Source organism: Catenibacterium sp. co_0103, from assembly GCF_004168205.1.
GTDB lineage: Bacteria > Bacillota_I > Bacilli_A > Erysipelotrichales > Coprobacillaceae > Catenibacterium > Catenibacterium mitsuoka_A.
This window is the reverse complement of sequence record NZ_RCYB01000037.1, coordinates 1-20,757: the sequence shown is the minus strand read 5'-3', so window position 1 is coordinate 20,757 and position 20,757 is coordinate 1. Positions and strand designations below refer to the sequence as shown.

15 protein-coding genes and 3 pseudogenes are annotated in these 20,757 nt (G+C 33.6%); all 18 read right to left on the bottom strand.

Annotated features, from left to right (window positions below; translation table 11 throughout):
• Positions 1–113: 113 nt before the first annotated feature.
• Positions 114–731: a hypothetical protein gene (locus tag EAI80_RS14030; protein ID WP_342771512.1), complete on the bottom strand. Its 618-nt coding sequence runs from the start codon at positions 729–731 to the stop codon at positions 114–116.
• Positions 715–963, bottom strand: a pseudogene (locus EAI80_RS14025) (hypothetical protein); the annotation flags it as partial. The pseudogene EAI80_RS14025 and the gene EAI80_RS14030, both read right to left, overlap by 17 nt.
• A gap of 2 nt (positions 964–965) precedes the next feature.
• Positions 966–3,815 carry a glycosyl hydrolase 53 family protein gene (locus tag EAI80_RS07540; RefSeq protein ID WP_129981558.1) on the bottom strand — a complete coding sequence of 950 codons (2,850 nt, stop codon included), beginning with the start codon at positions 3,813–3,815 and terminating at the stop codon, positions 966–968.
• A 138-nt stretch (positions 3,816–3,953) separates the two neighbouring features.
• The gene (locus EAI80_RS07535) at positions 3,954–5,054 is read right to left on the bottom strand and encodes a glycosyltransferase family 1 protein (RefSeq protein ID WP_129981557.1); all 1,101 of its coding nucleotides are present in this window, start codon (positions 5,052–5,054) and stop codon (positions 3,954–3,956) included.
• A gap of 10 nt (positions 5,055–5,064) precedes the next feature.
• Entirely contained in the window at positions 5,065–6,072 is a 1,008-nt protein-coding gene (locus EAI80_RS07530; RefSeq protein WP_129981556.1) for a glycosyltransferase family 2 protein, read from the bottom strand.
• On the bottom strand, positions 6,072–7,169 hold the full coding sequence (gene glf, locus EAI80_RS07525; protein WP_129981555.1) for a UDP-galactopyranose mutase: 1,098 nt from the start codon (positions 7,167–7,169) through the stop codon (positions 6,072–6,074). The genes EAI80_RS07530 and glf (EAI80_RS07525) overlap by 1 nt, the downstream gene beginning before the upstream one ends.
• An 86-nt stretch (positions 7,170–7,255) precedes the next feature.
• Positions 7,256–8,761 carry an LCP family protein gene (locus tag EAI80_RS07520; RefSeq protein WP_129981554.1) on the bottom strand — a complete coding sequence of 502 codons (1,506 nt, stop codon included), beginning with the start codon at positions 8,759–8,761 and terminating at the stop codon, positions 7,256–7,258.
• Between the two features lie 119 nt (positions 8,762–8,880).
• The gene (tagD, locus tag EAI80_RS13845) at positions 8,881–9,273 is read right to left on the bottom strand and encodes a glycerol-3-phosphate cytidylyltransferase (RefSeq protein WP_226793721.1); all 393 of its coding nucleotides are present in this window, start codon (positions 9,271–9,273) and stop codon (positions 8,881–8,883) included.
• Between the two features lie 78 nt (positions 9,274–9,351).
• A pseudogene (locus EAI80_RS13840) lies at positions 9,352–10,338 on the bottom strand (NAD(P)H-dependent glycerol-3-phosphate dehydrogenase); the annotation flags it as partial.
• A gap of 109 nt (positions 10,339–10,447) precedes the next feature.
• Positions 10,448–11,905 carry a flippase gene (locus EAI80_RS07510; protein ID WP_129981552.1) on the bottom strand — a complete coding sequence of 486 codons (1,458 nt, stop codon included), beginning with the start codon at positions 11,903–11,905 and terminating at the stop codon, positions 10,448–10,450.
• Between the two features lie 79 nt (positions 11,906–11,984).
• Positions 11,985–13,010 (bottom strand): hypothetical protein, encoded by a 1,026-nt coding sequence (locus EAI80_RS07505; RefSeq protein ID WP_129981551.1) that lies wholly within the window; start codon positions 13,008–13,010, stop codon positions 11,985–11,987.
• Between the two features lie 16 nt (positions 13,011–13,026).
• The gene (locus EAI80_RS07500) at positions 13,027–14,142 is read right to left on the bottom strand and encodes a glycosyltransferase (protein WP_129981550.1); all 1,116 of its coding nucleotides are present in this window, start codon (positions 14,140–14,142) and stop codon (positions 13,027–13,029) included.
• Positions 14,143–14,194: 52 nt separating this feature from the next.
• Positions 14,195–15,295: a UDP-galactopyranose mutase gene (gene glf, locus EAI80_RS07495; protein ID WP_129981549.1), complete on the bottom strand. Its 1,101-nt coding sequence runs from the start codon at positions 15,293–15,295 to the stop codon at positions 14,195–14,197.
• Complete coding sequence (locus tag EAI80_RS07490) at positions 15,288–16,559, bottom strand: hypothetical protein (protein ID WP_129981548.1); 1,272 nt, start codon at positions 16,557–16,559, stop codon at positions 15,288–15,290. The genes glf (EAI80_RS07495) and EAI80_RS07490 overlap by 8 nt, the downstream gene beginning before the upstream one ends.
• Before the next feature lie 15 nt (positions 16,560–16,574).
• The gene (locus tag EAI80_RS07485; protein ID WP_129981547.1) at positions 16,575–18,152 is read right to left on the bottom strand and encodes a peptide ABC transporter substrate-binding protein; all 1,578 of its coding nucleotides are present in this window, start codon (positions 18,150–18,152) and stop codon (positions 16,575–16,577) included.
• Positions 18,152–18,928 carry a DUF4422 domain-containing protein gene (locus EAI80_RS07480; protein WP_192924022.1) on the bottom strand — a complete coding sequence of 259 codons (777 nt, stop codon included), beginning with the start codon at positions 18,926–18,928 and terminating at the stop codon, positions 18,152–18,154. Before EAI80_RS07480 ends, EAI80_RS07485 begins: the two co-directional genes overlap by 1 nt.
• 13 nt (positions 18,929–18,941) lie before the next feature.
• Positions 18,942–20,387 (bottom strand): sugar transferase, encoded by a 1,446-nt coding sequence (locus EAI80_RS07475; RefSeq protein ID WP_129981545.1) that lies wholly within the window; start codon positions 20,385–20,387, stop codon positions 18,942–18,944.
• A gap of 150 nt (positions 20,388–20,537) precedes the next feature.
• A pseudogene (locus tag EAI80_RS13835) lies at positions 20,538–20,615 on the bottom strand (IS200/IS605 family transposase); the annotation flags it as partial.
• Between the last annotated feature and the right edge of the window lie 142 nt (positions 20,616–20,757).

Here is a 20,757-nt window from a genome sequence, read left to right as displayed (position 1 = left end):
TCTTCCCATAAGAAAAACCTCCTCAGCAAACAGTGCTTTTAATTATTTACACTGTCTACTGGGAGGTCATCATATCATAAGCATACTGTCTTTTATTTTAGTGTATTTTATAGTTATAGAACTCTACCGTTCTTTACAGTGTATGTTTTACCTTTATAACGAACACGACCTGAATAATTCCAGTCTAAGCGTCCATTAATAATATAGAAACGCTGATTATCGTGATATGCAATACCTGTATAGTTCCAGTCTAATCGTCCTTTTCCAATATAGAACCACTGATTATTGTACTGTGCAAGGCCTGTATAGTTCCAGTTTAAACGACCGTTTTCTACATAGAACCATTCATTACCTTTTTGAACCAGTCCTGTATAATTCCAGTTTAAACGACCATTTTCAACATAAAACCAATAATCCTTGTATTGAGCAAGACCTGTATAATTCCAGTTAAGCTTACCTTTTTCAATGTAGAACCACTGATCATTATACTGAGCTAGTCCTGTATAATTCCAGTTAACACGTCCACGTACAATATAATACCATTCATTACCAGACTGACCTAATCCGGAATAGTTCCAGTTTAAACGACCTTTTTGAACATAGAACCACTGATTATTGTATTCTACAATACCTGAATAGTTCCAGTTTAAACGTCCCTTTTCTACATAGAACCAATAATTATTGTGCTGTGCAAGGCCTGTATAATCCCAGTTAAGCTTACCTTTTTCAATGTAGAACCACTGATCATTATACTGAGCTAGTCCTGTATAATTCCAGTTAACACGTCCACGTACAATATAATACCATTCATTACCAGACTGACCTAATCCGGAATAGTTCCAGTTTAAACGACCTTTTTGAACATAGAACCACTGATTATTGTATTCTACAATACCTGAATAGTTCCAGTTTAAACGTCCCTTTTCTACATAGAACCAATAATTATTGTGCTGTGCAAGGCCTGTCTAATCCCAGTTAAGCTTACCTTTTTCAATATAGAACCACTGATCATTATACTGAGCTAGTCCTGTATAATCAGAATTAACTGCACCTTTTTCAATATAGTACCAGTCATTACCATACTGGAATAAGCCATTGAAATCTTTGTTGACTTTACCATCTTCCACATAATACCAAGTACCTGTTCCATTAACCTGTGCAAGAGTAGTTTCATGTACAACCTGTCCATCCTGCATTAAGTACCAATCACCATCCACGTAAACTAGATTAGCTTCTGTAGAATGATTATAAGTGACTGTAACTGTTTTAACACCATCAGTATCACCTTTTACTGTATAGTTATAGTTACCTTTTGATGCATAATAACCATTAACTTTTGGAAGTGTAATTGTCTTTGTATCACCAACATTTACATTTACATATTCAGTCTTAAGAACTTCTTTTTCTTTATTCACGATATTGATTCTTGTAGTCTGAACCTTACCTAAAGACACTGTATCTTTATAGAACTTTAATGACTGTAATGCATTACCCTGGATATCAAATAATGTTGCGTTATCCCAGCTTGATCCACCCCATGAAGGCTGACCATTATAATACATTTCATCGTCTGGTGCATAACCTACAGCACCCTTAGAAGCCCATCCAGTACCATACTTATCAGCGACTTCTTTATTGTACTCCCAGTTAGTCCATCCGGCTTTCACTGGAATCCATCCTGGCTCCCAATAGAAGCCACCTAAACCGTTATCCTGTTCAATAAGAACCTTATACATATCAGTTAATTCATCTACCTGACCCTGAGGACCAATTTCATACTGATAAAGTCCATAATCAGAACCGATAGAGTTTGGTGTACCATCACCATCTTCATAACTGTTAACCCATGCAGTTTCCATAACCGCAAATAGCTTTCCTCTTTCTTTTGCAAGAGTCTGTACATCCCTTAACATATCAGGTGTATTCCACCAGAATGGGTAATAAGAAGAACCTAAAACATCATAGTCTACATTTCCTTTTTCCCATGCATCCATGATCATAGAATAGATTTGACGATTAGGTGTTTCAATATGTAATGTAACTAAAGCATCTGGAAGAATTTCACGTACTGCTTTAGAACCTGCATTTAAATAACGGTCTAATACAGAATACTGAGATTCATTTTTCCAAACAGAATTATTACTGTCTTTATTATGAATACCAGCCATACCTTTGGTAATTTCATTACCAACCTGTACCATACCTACATCAACACCTGCATCTTTAAATTTCTGTAAAGTATCTTTAGTGAAGTCATGGATATTTTCACACATCTTATCTGGATCATTAGCATCCTTCTGCCATGCTTTTGGTAGAATCTGTTTTGCAGGATCTGCCCAGAAATCAGAATAATGGAAGTCAACAAGCACCTTCATACCATACTTAGTTGCTTCTTTACCAATCTTTAATCCATTATCTACAGTGCTATCTCCACCACCGTATGTTTCACCTTTTTCATTGTATGGATCATTCCAGATTCTTAAACGGATATAGTTAACACCATTATCCTTTAAGATTTTCATTAATGGCTGTTCTTTGCCATCATAATCATAATATTTAACACCTGCATTAGTAAGTGCTACATATGATCCAACATCTACACCTCTGATTGTAGATTCAGACATATTAGAAATCTTATTAATAGTGACATTCTTTTCCTTTAAGCCAGTATCATCACCATATTCATAAGGATCTCTGTATGAATCAATATCAATATTCCAACCCTGTGCAAAACCAAATACAGCAAGAGAAGTCTGTGCAAGTCCCTGTTCATTAAAGAAACCATTCCAGCTTCCTACATATTCAGCTTCATCATAAATTAAACCACCTGCATTACTATCACTAATAGAAGCACTTAATAAATTATAAATGCTGTCTGCCTGTGTTTCATTAGATGCTGTTTCATCAGCATTCTTACGTGGGAACTTGATGTTAGAAACAATTAACTGCTTATCTGCTGCCTTTTCTTTTACTGTAGTACGTAATGTTTTAACATAATCATTAATACCACTACGATCAGCATAAAGATTAACACCTAAATAGCTATAGTCTACGCCTGCATAACCTAGCTTTTCAATCACATACTGAATACCTTCAGCATCATCAGGTGCTGCAAAACTTAAAGCTGTTTTAACACCTTTTTCATTAATAAGTTTAGAGATGGTAGCCATTGCGACAAAGCCATCCCATCCTCCGCCTTCAGTTAGACCAAGGAAATTATAATTCACTTCATTTCCAATAGTCATCATAGTAGGTAAAGCATCATTCTTACTTAAAGTATTCAGTACTTCCTTAGTATAGTCTGTTGCCTTTTCTACCGCATTATCCTGAGTCCATCCTGCAGGTAATTGCTGACTATTTGCATAAGTAACATCATCAGAATAGAATAATGTGATGTTTGTTTTTAAGCCTGCTTCTTTAGCTGCTTTAATTGTTTTGATAGCACTATCTAGTGTATAACATTTAGTTTTATCACTTGATGTGTCCGGATTTACTGCAACCTTGACAGAAATCGTATTAATTCCCTGTCCCTGTACAAACTTAAATAGGTTATCAATTTTGACGCTCTTGTAATTGTAATACGTTTTACCCCATTCCAAATCCTGCTGGTAATGAGTAAAATCTGCGCCTAATACAGTCTGATCGTTAATGCCTTCAATCTTCTTGTAATCAGCTACAGAACGACTCAATGATGTTGCAGTGACTTGATTGTTGTTATGCATAGTTGGTACTGGAGTTACTGCGCTTACACCAGACATACCCATCGAACAAACAAGCGCTGCACTTACAAAACTTGTAATCAACTTTTTGTTCATATATATCTCCCTTCCTCTTATATAGTATGAAAATTTATTAACATAATTTCACACAAAGAACCATCCAATGTGACATAAAATGACATATATAAGTATAAAAAGCTATATTTAGACATTAAAAAACCTTCTCACGAAGGTTTATAATGATAAGAAGAAATCTTGCATCTTCTTAGCTTCTGTATTTATTTCTAGATTACGTTTTTCAAATGCTTCAATATTAAAATGCTTAGATTGATGAGATGCTTCTTCGATTGCTTCTACCCACTTGTCTACTGCTTCATCCGTAATAGGGAACATCTTCACATTATCATTCACAATAGAGGCTAGAGAAATAGTATCAGAGATCATGCATGGTAATCCATTGGCTTCTGCTTCTAATAAAGCGACACTTAAGCCTTCAAAACGAGAAGGGAAGATATATTGATCCATAGCCTGGATATAATCACTCACATTACTCTTAATACCTAAAAACTTTACATCTTCTTCAATACCATATTCTTTAACCTGATTTTTAAGTGTTTCTTTATCTTCACCATCTCCAATAAGTATCAACATATACTTACCAGGATATCTATGATCCAACTCATTAAATACCTTTAATAGATAGGGATGATTCTTCTGGAAATGGAATCTCCCTGTATGACCTAATACAATCTTATCACCTGCATGAAGTTCTTCTCTTATAGATTGTCTGACTTCTTCATTTGGTTTAAAGAAGTTCACATCCACCGCATTATTAATCAATTTATAGTTAGGTAATACGGCATGCTTTCCAAAGAACCATTCATTCGCATCTTCTGAACATGTCCAAAAGTCTGTCGCATATTTTCTAATCTGTGTTCTATTGAACTTATGTAAACATCCTCTTAAGAAGCTATCTCCATTAGCCGCATTATGACAATGAATAATACGTGTAGGGATACCATATTGTTTAGCCTTCTTTAGGTAATCAATATTCGCAAGCGAACATGTATTAAACCAGATAGCTTTATATTCAGAAGCATGAGTCTTAAAGAAGTTTTCTAGCGCTTCAGAGAAAGCTTTTCTATCCTTACTTCTTGCAGGAATACGATAAATAGTACCACCTAAGCTTAATATTTCTTGTTCATGTGCAACTACTTCAGTATTACATAAGAAATCAAATTGTACACGTGTACGATCTAGATGGCGATAGTAGTTCATAATAACAGCTTCCATACCACCTGGATTATCTGTAATTCCAAATACTAGTACTTTCATAATCTACTCCTTATTTACTCTTAGAAAACTGTTTCTGTCTTACTTGTCCTACAAGTAATGCGAATCTATTCATCTTATGTTTTAAGAACCATAATGGTACTTTACGTGTCATAGACATACCATTATAGTTAGAGTTCTTTATAGCACGTTTAAATAAATCATTCTTCATTAATGCCTTTAAAGAAGACATCGCTTGATCTTTATTTTGTGGATGTGCACAATAATTCACTAGAATAAGTAATACATGATAACTTACAAAGTTATAGAATAATGTTTCTATATTCTTATCTTCTGCCATGATATCTTTTAAGTCTTCTTCTACTGCTTTCATAGATAAGAGGAATTTATCTGCATAAGCTGTATCAAACTTACGTACTGCAGATTGATCATTGAATATATAATGAACTAAAGGATGTTCATCACCTACAATAACACTCCAGTTCTGTGAGGCACGTGCACAATATTCTGCATCTTCTGCAAGACTTAATTCTTCATTTAATAATACATTTTCAATAGTAGAAGCTTTAATGAGTTTACCCCAGCAGAATCCTACACCTGCCTGTACATTTAACAGATCCTTTAAATAATCCTTCCAGTCCTTATACATTGTATCTCTTATATAGTGAAGCATCTTTTCACTATGATCACTATAGTCTCTACTATAATTACAAATCACACAATCTGCCTCTGCTTCTACTGCATGATTTAATAGTATTTCACAGGCATTACTTTCAATCCAGTCATCTGCATCTAAGAACATGATATAGTCTCCCTTAGCTGTTTTTACACCTAAGTTTCTACCAGAACATACACCGCTCTTAGAATTCTTTACAACTGTCACACTCTCTTTTGTATTTAATTCACTTAAAGTATCCTGCAACGCATCATTACATCCATTATCAATAATAATCACTTCTACATAATCATAAGTCTGATTGAGACAGCTTTCGATTGTCTTATTGAAATAAACAGGATTTCCACGATATACAGGAATAATAATAGATATTAAACTCTTCATTATTCAAATACCTCTTTTACTTTAGCTAGTGCAGCTGCAATAACTGCATCCATATCATAATACTTATATTCTCCAAGTCTTCCACCAAAGATCACTTTAGTTTCTGCATCGCCTAGCTTCTTATATTCTGCATATAAGGCACCATTCTTTTCATCATTGACTGGATAGTATGGTTCATCTCCTAGATTCCATTCAGAGCTGTATTCTCTACTGATAACAGTCTTTGGCTGTGTTCCAAATTCAAACCATTTATGTTCAATGATTCTTGTCCAAGGTGTTTCTGCATCCGTATAGTTTACTGCCGCATTTCCCTGGAAATTTGGCTTATCTAATACTTCTGTTTCAAATCTGACTGATCTGTATTCTAGTGTTCCTAGCTTATAGTTGAAGTAGGCATCGATAGGTCCTGTATAAACAACCTTATCTGCTAAGCTATCTAGTTCTTCCTTGTTTTCTAGATAATCTGTATTCAATCTTACTTCAATACCTTCCAACATGTTTTCTACCATCTTTGTATATCCACCCATTGGAATACCCTGATATAACGCATTGAAATAGTTATTATCAAAAGTAAGTCTTACTGGTAATCTCTTGATGATGAATGATGGAAGTTCATTACATGGTCTTCCCCATTGTTTTTCTGTATAGCCTTTAATGAGCTTTTCATAGATATCTCTACCAACTAATGAAATAGCCTGTTCTTCAAGGTTCTTTGGTTCTCCCTTGATTTCCTGTCTCTGTTCTTCAATCTTGGCAGCTGCTTCTTCTGGAGTCACTACTCCCCACATCTTGTTGAATGTATACATGTTGAATGGAAGAGAATATAGTTCTCCCTTATAGTTTGCAACAGGTGAGTTAGTGAATCTATTGAATTCTGCAAACTGAGTAATATACTGCCATACTTCCTTATTATTTGTATGGAAGATATGTGCACCATACTTATGTACATTGATGCCTTCTACTTCTTCTGTATAGATGTTTCCGGCAATATTAGGTCTCTTATCAATGACAAGAACCTTCTTTCCTCTCTTATTGGCTTCATGCGCAAAGATTGCGCCATAAAGACCTGATCCTACTACTAGATAATCATATTTCATATTGATGTCCTTCTTTCGTCTCTTCAATAATACCATAATATCCAAAATAAAACGAGGGTCGATATCATACAACCCCCGTCACTAAATTAGTTTGTTTTCTTTTCTGCTTCTTTAGCTTCCTGTTCAGCTTTTTCTACATCAAAGATTTTCTTTTCAGTATCAATCTTCTTACCATCACACATAGCGTTGATGTATTTAGAATTTAATTCAATACTGTCTTCATCTGGGATACAATACCATAATTTAGTCTTAGGCATTGAGTAACCACCAGTCTGCATCACACCTTCACCCTTAAGGAATGATTTCTGGAAATCCCATTTAATGTTGTCATCTAACTGCTTATTAACTAAAGCTCTGATACTTGAAGATGGCATATTAGTTGTAAATGTAGCTTTGATAGAATCTAAGATTTCACTATAGTTAGTTAAGATCTTTGGAGATACTGCTTTCTTGATAATAGCCTGTAATACTGCCTGCTGGTTTTCAGTTCTATGCTGGTCACCAGACTGGTATGTATAACGTTCTCTTGCGAATGCAAGGGCCATACGTCCATCCATATGTACATTTCCCTTAGGAATCTTAATACCATGGTCTGTATAAGGAATAAATGCCTTATCAGAATAAATATCAATACCACCTAATGCATCAACTAACTGGATAACTGACTGGAAATCAACTCTTGCATAGAAATCAATGTTGATGTCTAAGAAATCTTCAATAGTCTTTATACTGTTTTCTGTTCCACCATACAAAGCGGAATGAGTTAATTTATCTTTCTTGCCACAATTTGCAAGTTTCACATAATAGTCTCTAGGAATACTTGTCATTAACATCTGACCATTGTTTGGATTAATAGTTACTAATAGGTTAACGTCTGAACGGCTGTTTTCATTTACACCTCCACGAGAGTCAACACCACTAATATAACATACGAATGGCTTCTTAGTTACATTAACATCAGAAGCAGTATTTTCTACTTCTTCTACAATCTTTTCCTGCCATAATACTTTAGTCTTTGATTCAAATTTACTATAAGTTTCTTTGATCATTTCACGATAGCTTTCATTTAATAGGATTGCATCACAATCACCACTATATAAGTCTGATGCAAGCTTCGCATTATCATCTTCACCATTACCATGGAAACTGATCTGTTTCTGTAGTTTTTCTTTTACCTGCATCGCTTTCTTTTTATCGTTTGCGTAGTAATCGATTGTTTTTCCTTTTAATGAAGAAACATTCTTATAACCACTGCTTTTTAATACTACTAAAGAATAAGTAGTTGTTTCAGTACCTACATTAGTAAGAGATGAAAGGAATGAATCACCTTTGATAATCTTACTAGTACCAAATACCATTGCGATACTTAATAAAAGAGACACTATTTTACCAATTAAAGGTCTTGCAACTTTTTTCTTCTTTGATGGCATAGTCAATAAGAACATGAATAGCCATAATACTACTAATACCGCGAATGCTGCCATTAAATACTTTGTAGGTAAGATTCCAATCTTAACTACGAAGAATGCAAGCACTGCAGATACAACAGCCTGGATACCTAGGACCAAGGCACGTGATGTAATAAACTTCATAACTACCTCCTATAATTCGGGTTCATTCGTCATTATACTCGTAAATGAAAAAATGAAAACCTTTAAGGTGATAATTACACAAAAATTACATATCATCTTCATAAACGAGTAAAATATAACTATTTATTCAAGTCTTTTTTGATTCTTGTTGTACTGATTTCAGGAGTTCTAGGTAAGTATACTACTTCTGCACCTTCTTCTTCTAAGAAGTCAAACTGACCTTTCCAGTCATCTCCCATGACAAAAGTATCAACATGATATTCATGAACATCTTTACGTTTCTGATCCCATGCACATTCAGGAATAACTAAATCTACATATCTAACTGATTCTAGTAACTGTTTTCTCTGTTCATAAGTAAAGTAACACTTCTTCTGTTTTTCATTCCAGTTGAATTCATCTGTTGATAAACCAACGATTAAGTAATCACCTAATTCTTTAGCTCTTCTTAATAGGTTAATATGACCATAATGTAATAAGTCAAAAGTCCCATAAGTAATAACTCTCTTCATTCCACTTTTCCTCGTCTTTCTTAATACTGACTCTTCAAATACATCATTAATAGATGGAAGAGGTGTTTCTGATTTTAAATCTCTCTGTAATAATGCATTGACTGCATCCTTTGGATTCAAGCCTTCATTAACGATTTTATTGACAGTCATTACAATAGGCATATCCACTTTATAAGTTTCTGCAAGCTGAACAGCTGCAGGTAATGCATTAATACCTTCTACAACCATTCCTACTTTCTTAACTGCCTCTGCTGGTGTCTTACCTTCACCAATCAAATGACCTGCCTGGTTGTTTCTACTGAATTCACTTGTACAAGTCACAATCAAGTCACCCATACCAGTTAAACCACTAAATGTATGTGGTGTACAGCCAATTCTACCACCAAGTCTCTCCATTTCTGCAAGACCTCTTGTAATTAAAGCTGCACGGGCATTATCACCATAACCTAAGCCACCAGAAATACCAGCAGCTAACGCAATAATATTCTTTAATGCACCACAGATTTCAATTCCTTTCACATCGTTATTTGTATACACACGCATAAAAGGACTACTAAAGAACTTCTGTACATATTTAGCCGCATCTAGATTCTTACATGCTGATACAATGGCAGTAGGTAATCCTCTTGCCACTTCTTCTGCATGAGTAGGACCAGATAATGCGACAAAATGTAATGTGTCATTATCAAGTACATCTTCAATAACTTCAGTTAAAGTCATGAATGTATCTGCTTCAATACCTTTCGCAACATCCACAATAATCTGATTGTCTTTAATGTAAGGTTTAGCCTTTTCAGCTGTGCTTCTTACAAATACAGAAGGTACCGCAAACATAATAATATTCTGATTAGTACATGCTTCTTCTATATCTGTTGTATAACGAATAGTTTCAGGAAAATCAACACCAGGAAGTTTTGGATGTGTATGTGTTGTGCTTAACTGTTCCACTTCCTGTGGAAGGGCAGACCACACTGTTACTTCCTTATCACAATTAGCCAGCATTCTTGCAAGAGCCATACCCCAAGTACCAGCTCCTAAAATACCGATTCTCTGTTTATCAGGCATATCTCTGATTTCCTCCTTCATATGAATATAATTATTTTACATCATTCATATTCATTAGTCATTACAATAAAAGTATACCCTTTATTGTTTTATAAGTCAAAAAGCGCAATTATGCGCTTTTATGTTTTAACTTACTAAAGATTTGTGTCAATATTTCAATGACAAGTTTTTCTTTCATGATAATGAGTACAAGACCATATACACCAAAGAACAAGATAGCTGAAATAACGAGTGTAATGAATACATGTAAATTTAATGCAGTCACCCAGAAAGATGCAAGTGATGCAATAATAATAGCAAGAATAATCTTTAAGTATTTAATATCACTAAAGGCTGTTTTGATTTCATTCTTTAACGCAATACACTGTACGACCATAACCGCAAATTCTGCAAGTAATGTACCAATTGCAGCACCACTTGATTGATACACTGGAATCAATAATGCATTAACCACTAAGTCAATGACTGCACCAACTATTTCAGATACAAGTACAGCTTTTTCATATCCTAATGGGACAAGAATTTGAATACCTAAGATATTTGTAATACCAATAAGGAGTAGGGTAGGCATGATAAGCTGCATAGGTACAACTGCTGGCGCAAAGGCATCACCTGATAAAAAGAAGATACCCTGTTTTGCGAAGAGAATGAAATAAATCATCATTGGGGATGCAATAATGAATACGAAATTTAATGCTTTTCTACTTAGTTTCTGAAATTCATCCATCTGCTGGTGTTCAATATAATAAGCCGCTCTAGGAAGTAATACAGTACCTAGTGAAGTAACGATAGATACTAAAATATTCTTAATCTTAACAGCTGCACCATAGTAACCAACATCTGCATTAGTAGCCATGAAACCTAACATAACTGAATCTAGATTAGTATAGATTGTAGTTGCACAGCTCATCGCAAAGAAGATAGCGACTGGCTTGAAATGTCTCTTGAAATTATAATGTCCAACTGGTTTTAAACCAATATACTTGTGGGCATTTAATAAGTTAAGAATAAATGAAGCACTTGCTGCAAATACTGTAATACCCGCATACATGACATAATCGTTCTTTGAACGAACTAGCAAGAACATCGCAATAAGTCCAATAAACTTAAAGATAATAGAACGAATAGTGATATATGTATACTGTTCTAAAGCTTTATAGAGCCATTCCATACCTATTGTAGTAAGTAGGATAGTACTACTAGTAATCACATACAACATCTTATCAGATGCAAGCTTTGGAACTGCGAATAACGCAACAATAAACGCAACATAAGAGATTACAGTCATGACAAGATTTATAATTAATAATTCTTGTGTTGTTCTTGTGAGTTTATCATGATCATCTCTTACCTGTGCACATACTTTGATACCATATGTCGGAATACCTAACTGCGCAAACATTGAGAAATAAGTAATCAATGATGTCGCAAAGTTAACCTGACCTGTTCCTGTAGGCCCTAATACTCTCGATACATATGGGAATGTAATAAGTGGGAATATGAATGAAGACATTGTAAGTAATGCATTCATAATGAAATTCAACTTAAGTGATTTCTGTTTTTTCATACAAAACCTCTCTTTCCTTGTTACAAACCGCAATAATTATAAATCAAAAATAATAAGAGTTAAAGAAGAAAAAGAGGCTTTAAGCCTCTTCAATTTCTTTGATTGCCTGAGTTAGGTAATATCCATTTTTAAGTCTATTAGAAACAACTGCGACATTTTTAACCATTTCGAAGTATTCTTCTTCACTTAGACTCGCAAATTTTGCTCCAAGTTCATCTAAAGAGTTGACTGTGATACCTAAGCCATGTTCTTCTACAAATTTAGCTTCTGCAGCTTCCTTCCAGATTACTACTGGAATACCAGATACTAGATATAAAGATAATTTATGAGGGTTATTATATTTTAAGTACTCTCCTGTATTACCATCACATTTTTCAATAGAACTTCCATCCCATACTAAACCAAAACCACTATATAACTGGTTATTGATTTCATCAGGTGGGAAAGCACCGTGATAAGTAATATTAGATGCAAGAATATCTTCATTTAAATGTACACCATATAAATCAAAATGAACTGCTTTAATATCCTTTAGCTTTGCAAGATAGTTACTCTTCTTTTCATCTAGGTTACCTGCAATACTTACTGAACGATCAAACTTGATTGTATTATTTGATTCACATAAATAGTCAAAGATATGAAGATTATGAATCTTTTCTCTGTTTACTCCTTGTGTGACTAAATAGTCAATCATACAATCGTTATGCGCAATAATATAGTCAGAGATGTCATACATCTTATGATCCATATATTCAAAATCATCCTGAGCATTTAAGAATAGCTTTCTTAATGAGTCTAAGTCATGAATAAGGAATGCTAGCTTGATATGCTTTTTCTGTTTTACCTTCTCTAGGATATCAATATATTTCTTATTCACATAAAGAGGATGGGGCACTACAAGTAAAGCACCTTCATCAATCTTATTTAAATGATTGAAGGCTAAAAAGTTATGTACCTTCTTGATATACTTGTTTCCTGATTTATAAAGATTAATTTCAAATGGTTCATAACCATTCTGATGAAGAATCTTATTACAATCTTGAACAGCTTTAGTACTGGCATCAAGATTAGAATCAATTGTGACCTGTAAATAATATTTTTTCATAACTGTTTTCCTTTCTTTAATCATCTAAGTAGGATTTTAATCTCCTAGCTTCTGTATCGATATCAAATCCTTTTTCTTTGATGATATCCGTATATTTATTTCTATCAATGTCTCTTGAAGTGAATTGACTATAAATCATATCTGCCCATTCTACAGGAGATTCATCTAATGAAATATATGTAAGTAAATCTGTAATCCCTACACTTTTTGGGACAACTGTCTTGGAAGTAAAGGATAACAGTCCAGAAGCCTGAGCTTCTAATAATGATATACCAAATCCTTCAAAGCGAGAAGGGAAAAGGAATATATCAGCCGCTGATAGTAATTCTGGGATATCGCTACGTAAACCTAATAGCTGTACACTATCAGTAAGATTCAATTCAGAAATCTTCTGTTCAAGTTCACCTCTTAATTCACCATCACCAACTAATACGAGTTCAAAACGATCATCCCTGTTCTTTAATTCGTCAAAGATATCAATCAGGAATAACTGGTTCTTTTGATAAGTGAATCTTGCAGTATTCATTACGACAATCTTATCTTCAGCGTGGAGATCTTTACGATAAGCTGCTCTGACCTCTCTATCATATTTAAAACGATCTGTATCTATCGCATTATTAATGACATGATAACGAGAACTTTGTCTTACATCATCTTCAAAGAAGAATTCTCCCGCAAGTTCTGAGCAAGCCCAGTAATCAGTGGCATACTGTTTTACTTTCTTTTTATTCTTATAATGCATGAACTTATAGAAGAGTGCTTTCTTACCTTTCATCATGAAATCATTATTGTGTGCATGTACAATCACTTTTTCAGGAGAACATAACTGTGCATATTTCAATAAACCAAAATTACCTAAATCACAGGCATTAAACCAGATGATATCATAATGATGATGTTGAAAGAAATAAGTCAATTCCTGTTTAAATTCTTTAGCCTGTTTAAACTGACTTGATTTAATTGTATAAATTCTAGAATTATTATCTAGAATCTCCTGACTGTAAGCACATGTCTCAAATGTAGTAAGGAAATCTATTTTAAAGGTGTCTTTTAATTTTCTAAAGTATGTCATTAAAAAGCTTTCTATGCCACCAGGATTAGGTGTCATTCCAATAATCAATACACTCTTCATAATAAGCCTCCATTTGTATTAAGGCAAAGATCTTAAATCTTTGCCTTAATGATTAATTAAATTCCTTTTTAACTCTGTCTAATGCAGCTGCGATAACTGCATCCATATCATAATACTTATATTCTCCTAGTCTTCCACCAAAGATCACTTTAGTTTCTGCTTCTCCTAGCTTCTTATATTCTGCATATAAGGCACCATTCTTTTCATCATTGACTGGATAGTATGGTTCATCTCCTAGATTCCATTCAGAGCTGTATTCTCTACTGATAACAGTCTTTGGCTGTGTTCCAAATTCAAACCATTTATGTTCAATGATTCTTGTCCAAGGTGTTTCTGCATCCGTATAGTTTACTGCCGCATTTCCCTGGAAATTTGGCTTATCTAATACTTCTGTTTCAAATCTGACTGATCTGTATTCTAGTGTTCCTAGCTTATAGTTGAAGTAGGCATCGATAGGTCCTGTATAAACAACCTTATCTGCTAAGCTATCTAGTTCTTCCTTGTTTTCTAGATAATCTGTATTCAATCTTACTTCAATACCTTCCAACATGTTTTCTACCATCTTTGTATATCCACCCATTGGAATACCCTGATATAACGCATTGAAATAGTTATTATCAAAAGTAAGTCTTACTGGTAATCTCTTGATGATGAATGATGGAAGTTCATTACATGGTCTTCCCCATTGTTTTTCTGTATAGCCTTTAATGAGCTTTTCATAGATATCTCTACCAACTAATGAAATAGCCTGTTCTTCAAGGTTCTTTGGTTCTCCCTTGATTTCCTGTCTCTGTTCTTCAATCTTGGCAGCTGCTTCTTCTGGAGTCACTACTCCCCACATCTTGTTGAATGTATACATGTTGAATGGAAGAGAATATAGTTCTCCCTTATAGTTTGCAACAGGTGAGTTAGTGAATCTATTGAATTCTGCAAACTGAGTAATATACTGCCATACTTCCTTATTATTTGTATGGAAGATATGTGCACCATACTTATGTACATTGATGCCTTCTACTTCTTCTGTATAGATGTTTCCGGCAATATTAGGTCTCTTATCAATGACAAGAACCTTCTTTCCTCTCTTATTGGCTTCATGCGCAAAGATTGCGCCATAAAGACCTGATCCTACTACTAGATAATCATATTTACTCATTTAAGTGTCCTCCTTGGTTAAATAGTAAATTATGTAATACTGGAATAATCATAAAACTGATAACTGAAACTGTGATAGTAAATAATCTAGGATTTATTAAACTAGATGTTGTAATCACAAATGAAATAAATAGTAATCCATCTTTCTTAGTCTTATAAAGATGCCAGATCACTATTGATATAATCGCAAAGAATGCGATAAAGAAAATCCATCCATTTTCAAATAATATTCTCATATATTCATTATCAATGAAGTTACTTCTAATAATAGTTCCCTCATTCTCTTTACTGAGGAAATAACCAACTAAATCAATATTTGAACCAAATAAACTTAAACCATAACGTTTAAAATCATAGAATGTCTGATAAAGTCTATTTGAGAATATATGATTGAATTTCTGTGCAATCTTGAAGATAATACTATTCACATTCATTGTGTTAAAGATGAATCCATATAACATCACAAGAATATAGCTTCCAATTGGGAATAACGGAAAGCATGTCGCATAGGCTTTTTTAAAGAATTCTACTACATTCTTGAATTTATCAAGAATACCTACAGAATTCATAAAGATACCTATAAGAATACATTCTGATATCAACATTTCTGTTCTTGAATCTGTTAAGAAATAAGAAAATACAATAAGAAGCTGATATAAGCCTAGCTTTTCAGGACTGATTTTAAAATTCTTCTTATATGAATAATAGAGAATCATAAATAGGACGAACTGAGAAACGTAAGTAGGATAACCAAATCCTAGAGAATGTCTCATTGTACCATCTGCTCTCATATTGACATAATCATGCATAAGTCCAAATGAACTTAATGTCGTAATAAGAATTAATGAAATAAACTGTGCAGAGAAGATTATATTTAATACATCTTCAAAATCAAAACAGCTTGCATAAATAAGCGTAAATAATAAGAAAACCCAAGCCTTGTTTTTAGTGAGTAATAAGTTCATCACAATACTAAATAATGCGAGTAATACAACACCTGCCACAAAGTACTGCTTCTTATCAAAATACTTAATTTTGTTTATATAACTCTTTAAGTCTAAAGTTCTTAACTTTCTGCATATTACAAACAAGAAATATACATAACAAACATATCTCAACAACTTACATAAAGTGGCTGCTTTAGAAAAACTAAAGCTTAAAGTAGTGATATCTAAAAATAATGTAAAATAATAAATAGCTAAAACGACTAAACCCATTTGTGTTGTCGTTAATTTCTGTATAAATGTTTTTACTTTATTGATCATTGAATACCCCCTCAATTAATGCATACTCATATATCTAAAGCTATATGGTGCGCCACTAAAGTTACAAATAAGACCAGTGACACTCACATTAATTACGTATCTCTGTCCCTGATGAATCACAGGAATAAGTGCATAGTCACGCATTGCGACTCTTTCCGCGTTTAAGAATGCATAATAACGTTCATCCTGACTTTGTGCATTGACTGCAGCTGTACAGAAGTTATTAAATTCATTACTACAATAATGATTAATACCTTGATTATTAACTGCAAGAGGGGCTAAATAATCATAAGCATCATTACATGAACCTTTAATACGTAATAAAGATAATTCTGCCTGTTCATAATCCACTGTATTCACTTCTTTTAAATACACCTTAAATTGTTTAGTTGATTCAAGGTCTTTTTTAATCTCACTTGCAATAAGCTTTGATTGTGGATATTCTTTTGTATAAGTTAAAGTAAAAGTAAAATTCTTTAACTTATATTCTTTAAGAAGCTTAGATAAAGATTTCTTCGCTTCTTTTTTATTATGTTTCAACTTATATTTAGAGGCATCTCTCATAAACTGCTTCTGTGAGTTGAAACAGATACCCATAGGAAGTAAGCCTTCAGCTTTCTTAGTTCCGTCATTTAATACATTTTCATCATATTTATCTCTTCTTAGTAGTAAAGACATTGCTTCACGTACTCTTAAGTCTGACAAATACTGATCTTTGAAGTTAGGTACTAAATCCCACATCACACTATCATTATCTGCAGTGCTTGAATCTTTTCCATCATATTTCTTCGCTTTCTCACCAGTCACTGATGCAAAATCAATCTTACCTTCATCAAATAACCTGATTTTCTCATCATTACTGATTCCAAAAAGCATATTCACTTGATCAATATTTGATTTACTCGCAAAGTAACATGTCTTATTCTTCTTTAAAGTAATCTTATCTTTAGAAATAGAAGACACCTTATATGTCCCACATGATAATAGTGTCTTAGGAGAAGTAGCGTACTGATCTCCCTGTGCTTCTACAAACTTCTGATTTAATGGGAAGAAGACTGGCTGAGTCACTAAATCCATAAAACGTGTTGTCTTATATTGAAGATGTACAACCAATTTCTTATTTTTTACATAAACACCTAAAGTATCTGCAGGTTTTAAACCTTTATAAATATCATCAGCACCTGCAATGGCTGCACCATAAGATGTTAATAGCTTAGATGCTTCAGAACGCATAGATAAGGCTCTCTTCCATGCATAAACAAAGTCTTCTGCAGTCACTGAATCTCCATTGGACCACTTCACGTTCTTTTTGATTTCAAAGGTATACGTTTTGCCATCCTCACTCACTTTTTTACTCTCCGCAATAGCTGGCTTAAGCTTACTCTTTACATCATAAGCATATAAACCATCACCAAATGCCTGAATCACATTTGTAGATGTTTCATCAATAGCCTTTGATGCATCTAAAGATGTCACATAACCAGAATCCGCAAAATTAAATACCTTCTGTGAATCCGCATTATTAGTCAAAGAACATCCAGTCATCAAACTCATTGCGAGAACAAGTGTTACTATTTTCTTAAATAAACTCATTAAAAACTCTCCCCATACTTCTTATGTAAGAACTTAGCCTTTAAGAATCCCATTCCCTTTTTAAACATATCGATCTTTTCCATATATACAAATGGAACTTCTTTGTAGGCATAACCGTTCTCATTCATCCAGACATCTAATAGTACTTCACTAATTCTACCTGGATAACGTGCATGGAAGCTATTATATTCAGTACCTTCAAATCTTTTAGTAAGTTCAAATAGAATATCAAATAACCATTCACAATAAGCATCAAAATATTCTTTCTTCATCACAAACATATTAAAAGCATGCATTGTTTTACCTTTCATATGCTTATCAAAAGCAGGTAAATATTCTGGACACTTCTCTTCAATAATCTTTCTTGTTTCATCTAATGGTTCAGGATAAAGTGTATGAACATAATGATCATAAATTGTTTCAATATAATAATTACGTCTCTTAGTCACTAAGATATCATTATCCTTTAATAGTTCTTCTGCTTCCTTAGAAGTAAGTACACAATCAAAAGGATCTTTTGTCTTGTTCTTTACTCTAAAATGTCTACGATAATGGGCTAAACCTACATAATCTGCATCTAGGTTCTTCCAAGCCCAATATAATCCTGTTAATTCACAATACTGTGAATTTAAATTAGAAATATTATCACCTGTATTATCACGTGTATATCCAAGATCATCCTTACCTTCTGCACCAACCTGTACAGGAATATACATCTCATCATCAGGCATACGATACTTCTTATGTGTCGCAATAATAATCTTTACTGATGGCATATTCATAACTCCTTTACATTGATCCTTCTTTTTTGAAAACAACCTGTACTGTTTTCAATAAGATCTGAATATCATGACTGAATCTCCAGTTCTTGATATATTCTTTATCTAATCTTGCGATTTCTTCAAAGTCAGTGATATTACTTCTACCACTTACCTGCCATAAACCTGTAATACCTGGCTTAAATGCAAGACGTGCTCTATGACGTAATTCATACTTATTCCATTCATCAAGAGTAGGGGGTCTAGTACCTACTAAACTCATATCACCCTTTAATACATTAAAGAACTGAGGGAATTCATCTAAAGACCAGTCTCTAATGAAATTACCAACACCCTTCTTAATAGTACCATCGGCTTTCTTTTTACAACCAATAATACGAGGGTCATATTCAAGTTTGAACATCATACCATCTTTAACTCTATTTTGAGCCATAAGCTCTTTCTTACGCTCTTCAGCATCCATATACATACTTCTAAACTTATACATATTGAACACTTTACCATTTCTACCAACTCTCTTCTGTTTAAAGAAGATCGGTCCTGGAGAGGCAATAAAGATAGCTGGACCTAAGAAAATAGTCAAAATAAGAGTAATCAAACAGCCTACTAAACCACCAAGAATATCTAGTATTCTCTTGGCAATCCAGTCATATTCATTAATAGAGTTCATACTGACAGTTAATACCTGATTTTCACCCATTCTTTCAAACTGTTTGCGATATCCCTTTAATGAGTTATATTCACTGATTTCTACATGAACAGCGAGTCCCATTTCAGCTAAATCTTTAACTAAAGAAGTAGAGAAAACATCTTCCCTAGGAAGAATCACTAAAGCTTCATCCATCCATTGTCTTAATACATAATCTATAACTGTATCCTGAGACGCCACAATAGACCAGCCGTTTGATTTCTGACCTTCCATATTCTTATCTAGAACCGCAAAACCAACACTCTGGTATTCATCCAAACCAAATATTTTCTTATTCTCTGTAATAGAATCAATAAATTCAGACTCTGTAATCACGATAAGAGATTTTTTATTATTCTTTCTTCTACGTCTTACAATTGGTTTCATCACACAATGTATAATATAAGTAAACATTGCATCAAATACACATGTAAAACCTAAAGTTAAACGTGATACATCATCTTTTTGCGCATAGAAAATATAAGCAGTAGATACAACCATTAATAATAATGATTTTTCTATTACTTTAATCATTTCTGTAATATTATTACGCTTCAAAATATTCTTTAAAATATTAAAGAATATAATAATTAACATATCTAATAGTGTCATGACTATCGCAATATTGACATACAATGATCTTGTATATATATCAAGTATTCCATGACGCATGTAGTAAGCTAGAAATAGAGCTAACTGTAGACAGATAAGGTCCGCAATTAAGAAGTCTAAATGCTTCGCCCATCCTCTTAATTTCCTTTTATACATCTTTTTTCACATCCTTATTTTTAAGTTTATACATAAATTACTATACCACAAAATAGTCTATAATTCACTTCATAAATAAATCCTTTCGTTTGTCATAGGCGGAAACCCACTGCCAATAGGTGGTGGGAGGAGCCTCGTAAATCGTATCTATTATCCCTGACTTTCAATATATTTTTGTATAGTTGCTGATGACACTTCTCCAATGCTACAAGCAAAATAACCATCTGACCAAAATGTTTTTTCCTAAACTGGTTCAAAAGTCAAGGACAGAATGTTGACAGTCCTTGCCAAAAGAGCATCACCGTAAGGTGATGCTCTTTTTTTTCGCGCCCTCTATCTCTCTATCTCCACGACGAAAAGAAGTCCTGAT

Bases quoted from the DNA above. Each gene is read 5' to 3' on its own strand.
- EAI80_RS07505 (WP_129981551.1), bottom strand. From the start codon at position 13,010: ATGAAAAAATATTATTTACAGGTCACAATTGATTCTAATCTTGATGCC.
- EAI80_RS07475 (WP_129981545.1), bottom strand. From the start codon at position 20,387: ATGTATAAAAGGAAATTAAGAGGATGGGCGAAGCATTTAGACTTCTTA.
- EAI80_RS07500 (WP_129981550.1), bottom strand. From the start codon at position 14,142: ATGAAGAGTGTATTGATTATTGGAATGACACCTAATCCTGGTGGCATA.
- tagD (WP_226793721.1), bottom strand. From the start codon at position 9,273: ATGAAGAGAGTTATTACTTATGGGACTTTTGACTTATTACATTATGGT.
- glf (WP_129981549.1), bottom strand. From the start codon at position 15,295: ATGAGTAAATATGATTATCTAGTAGTAGGATCAGGTCTTTATGGCGCA.
- EAI80_RS07485 (WP_129981547.1), bottom strand. From the start codon at position 18,152: ATGAGTTTATTTAAGAAAATAGTAACACTTGTTCTCGCAATGAGTTTG.
- glf (WP_129981555.1), bottom strand. From the start codon at position 7,169: ATGAAATATGATTATCTAGTAGTAGGATCAGGTCTTTATGGCGCAATC.
- EAI80_RS07520 (WP_129981554.1), bottom strand. From the start codon at position 8,761: ATGAAGTTTATTACATCACGTGCCTTGGTCCTAGGTATCCAGGCTGTT.
- EAI80_RS07480 (WP_192924022.1), bottom strand. From the start codon at position 18,928: ATGCCATCAGTAAAGATTATTATTGCGACACATAAGAAGTATCGTATG.
- EAI80_RS07530 (WP_129981556.1), bottom strand. From the start codon at position 6,072: ATGAAGAGTTTAATATCTATTATTATTCCTGTATATCGTGGAAATCCT.
- EAI80_RS07510 (WP_129981552.1), bottom strand. From the start codon at position 11,905: ATGAAAAAACAGAAATCACTTAAGTTGAATTTCATTATGAATGCATTA.
- EAI80_RS07540 (WP_129981558.1), bottom strand. From the start codon at position 3,815: ATGAACAAAAAGTTGATTACAAGTTTTGTAAGTGCAGCGCTTGTTTGT.
- EAI80_RS07535 (WP_129981557.1), bottom strand. From the start codon at position 5,054: ATGAAAGTACTAGTATTTGGAATTACAGATAATCCAGGTGGTATGGAA.
- EAI80_RS07490 (WP_129981548.1), bottom strand. From the start codon at position 16,559: ATGATCAATAAAGTAAAAACATTTATACAGAAATTAACGACAACACAA.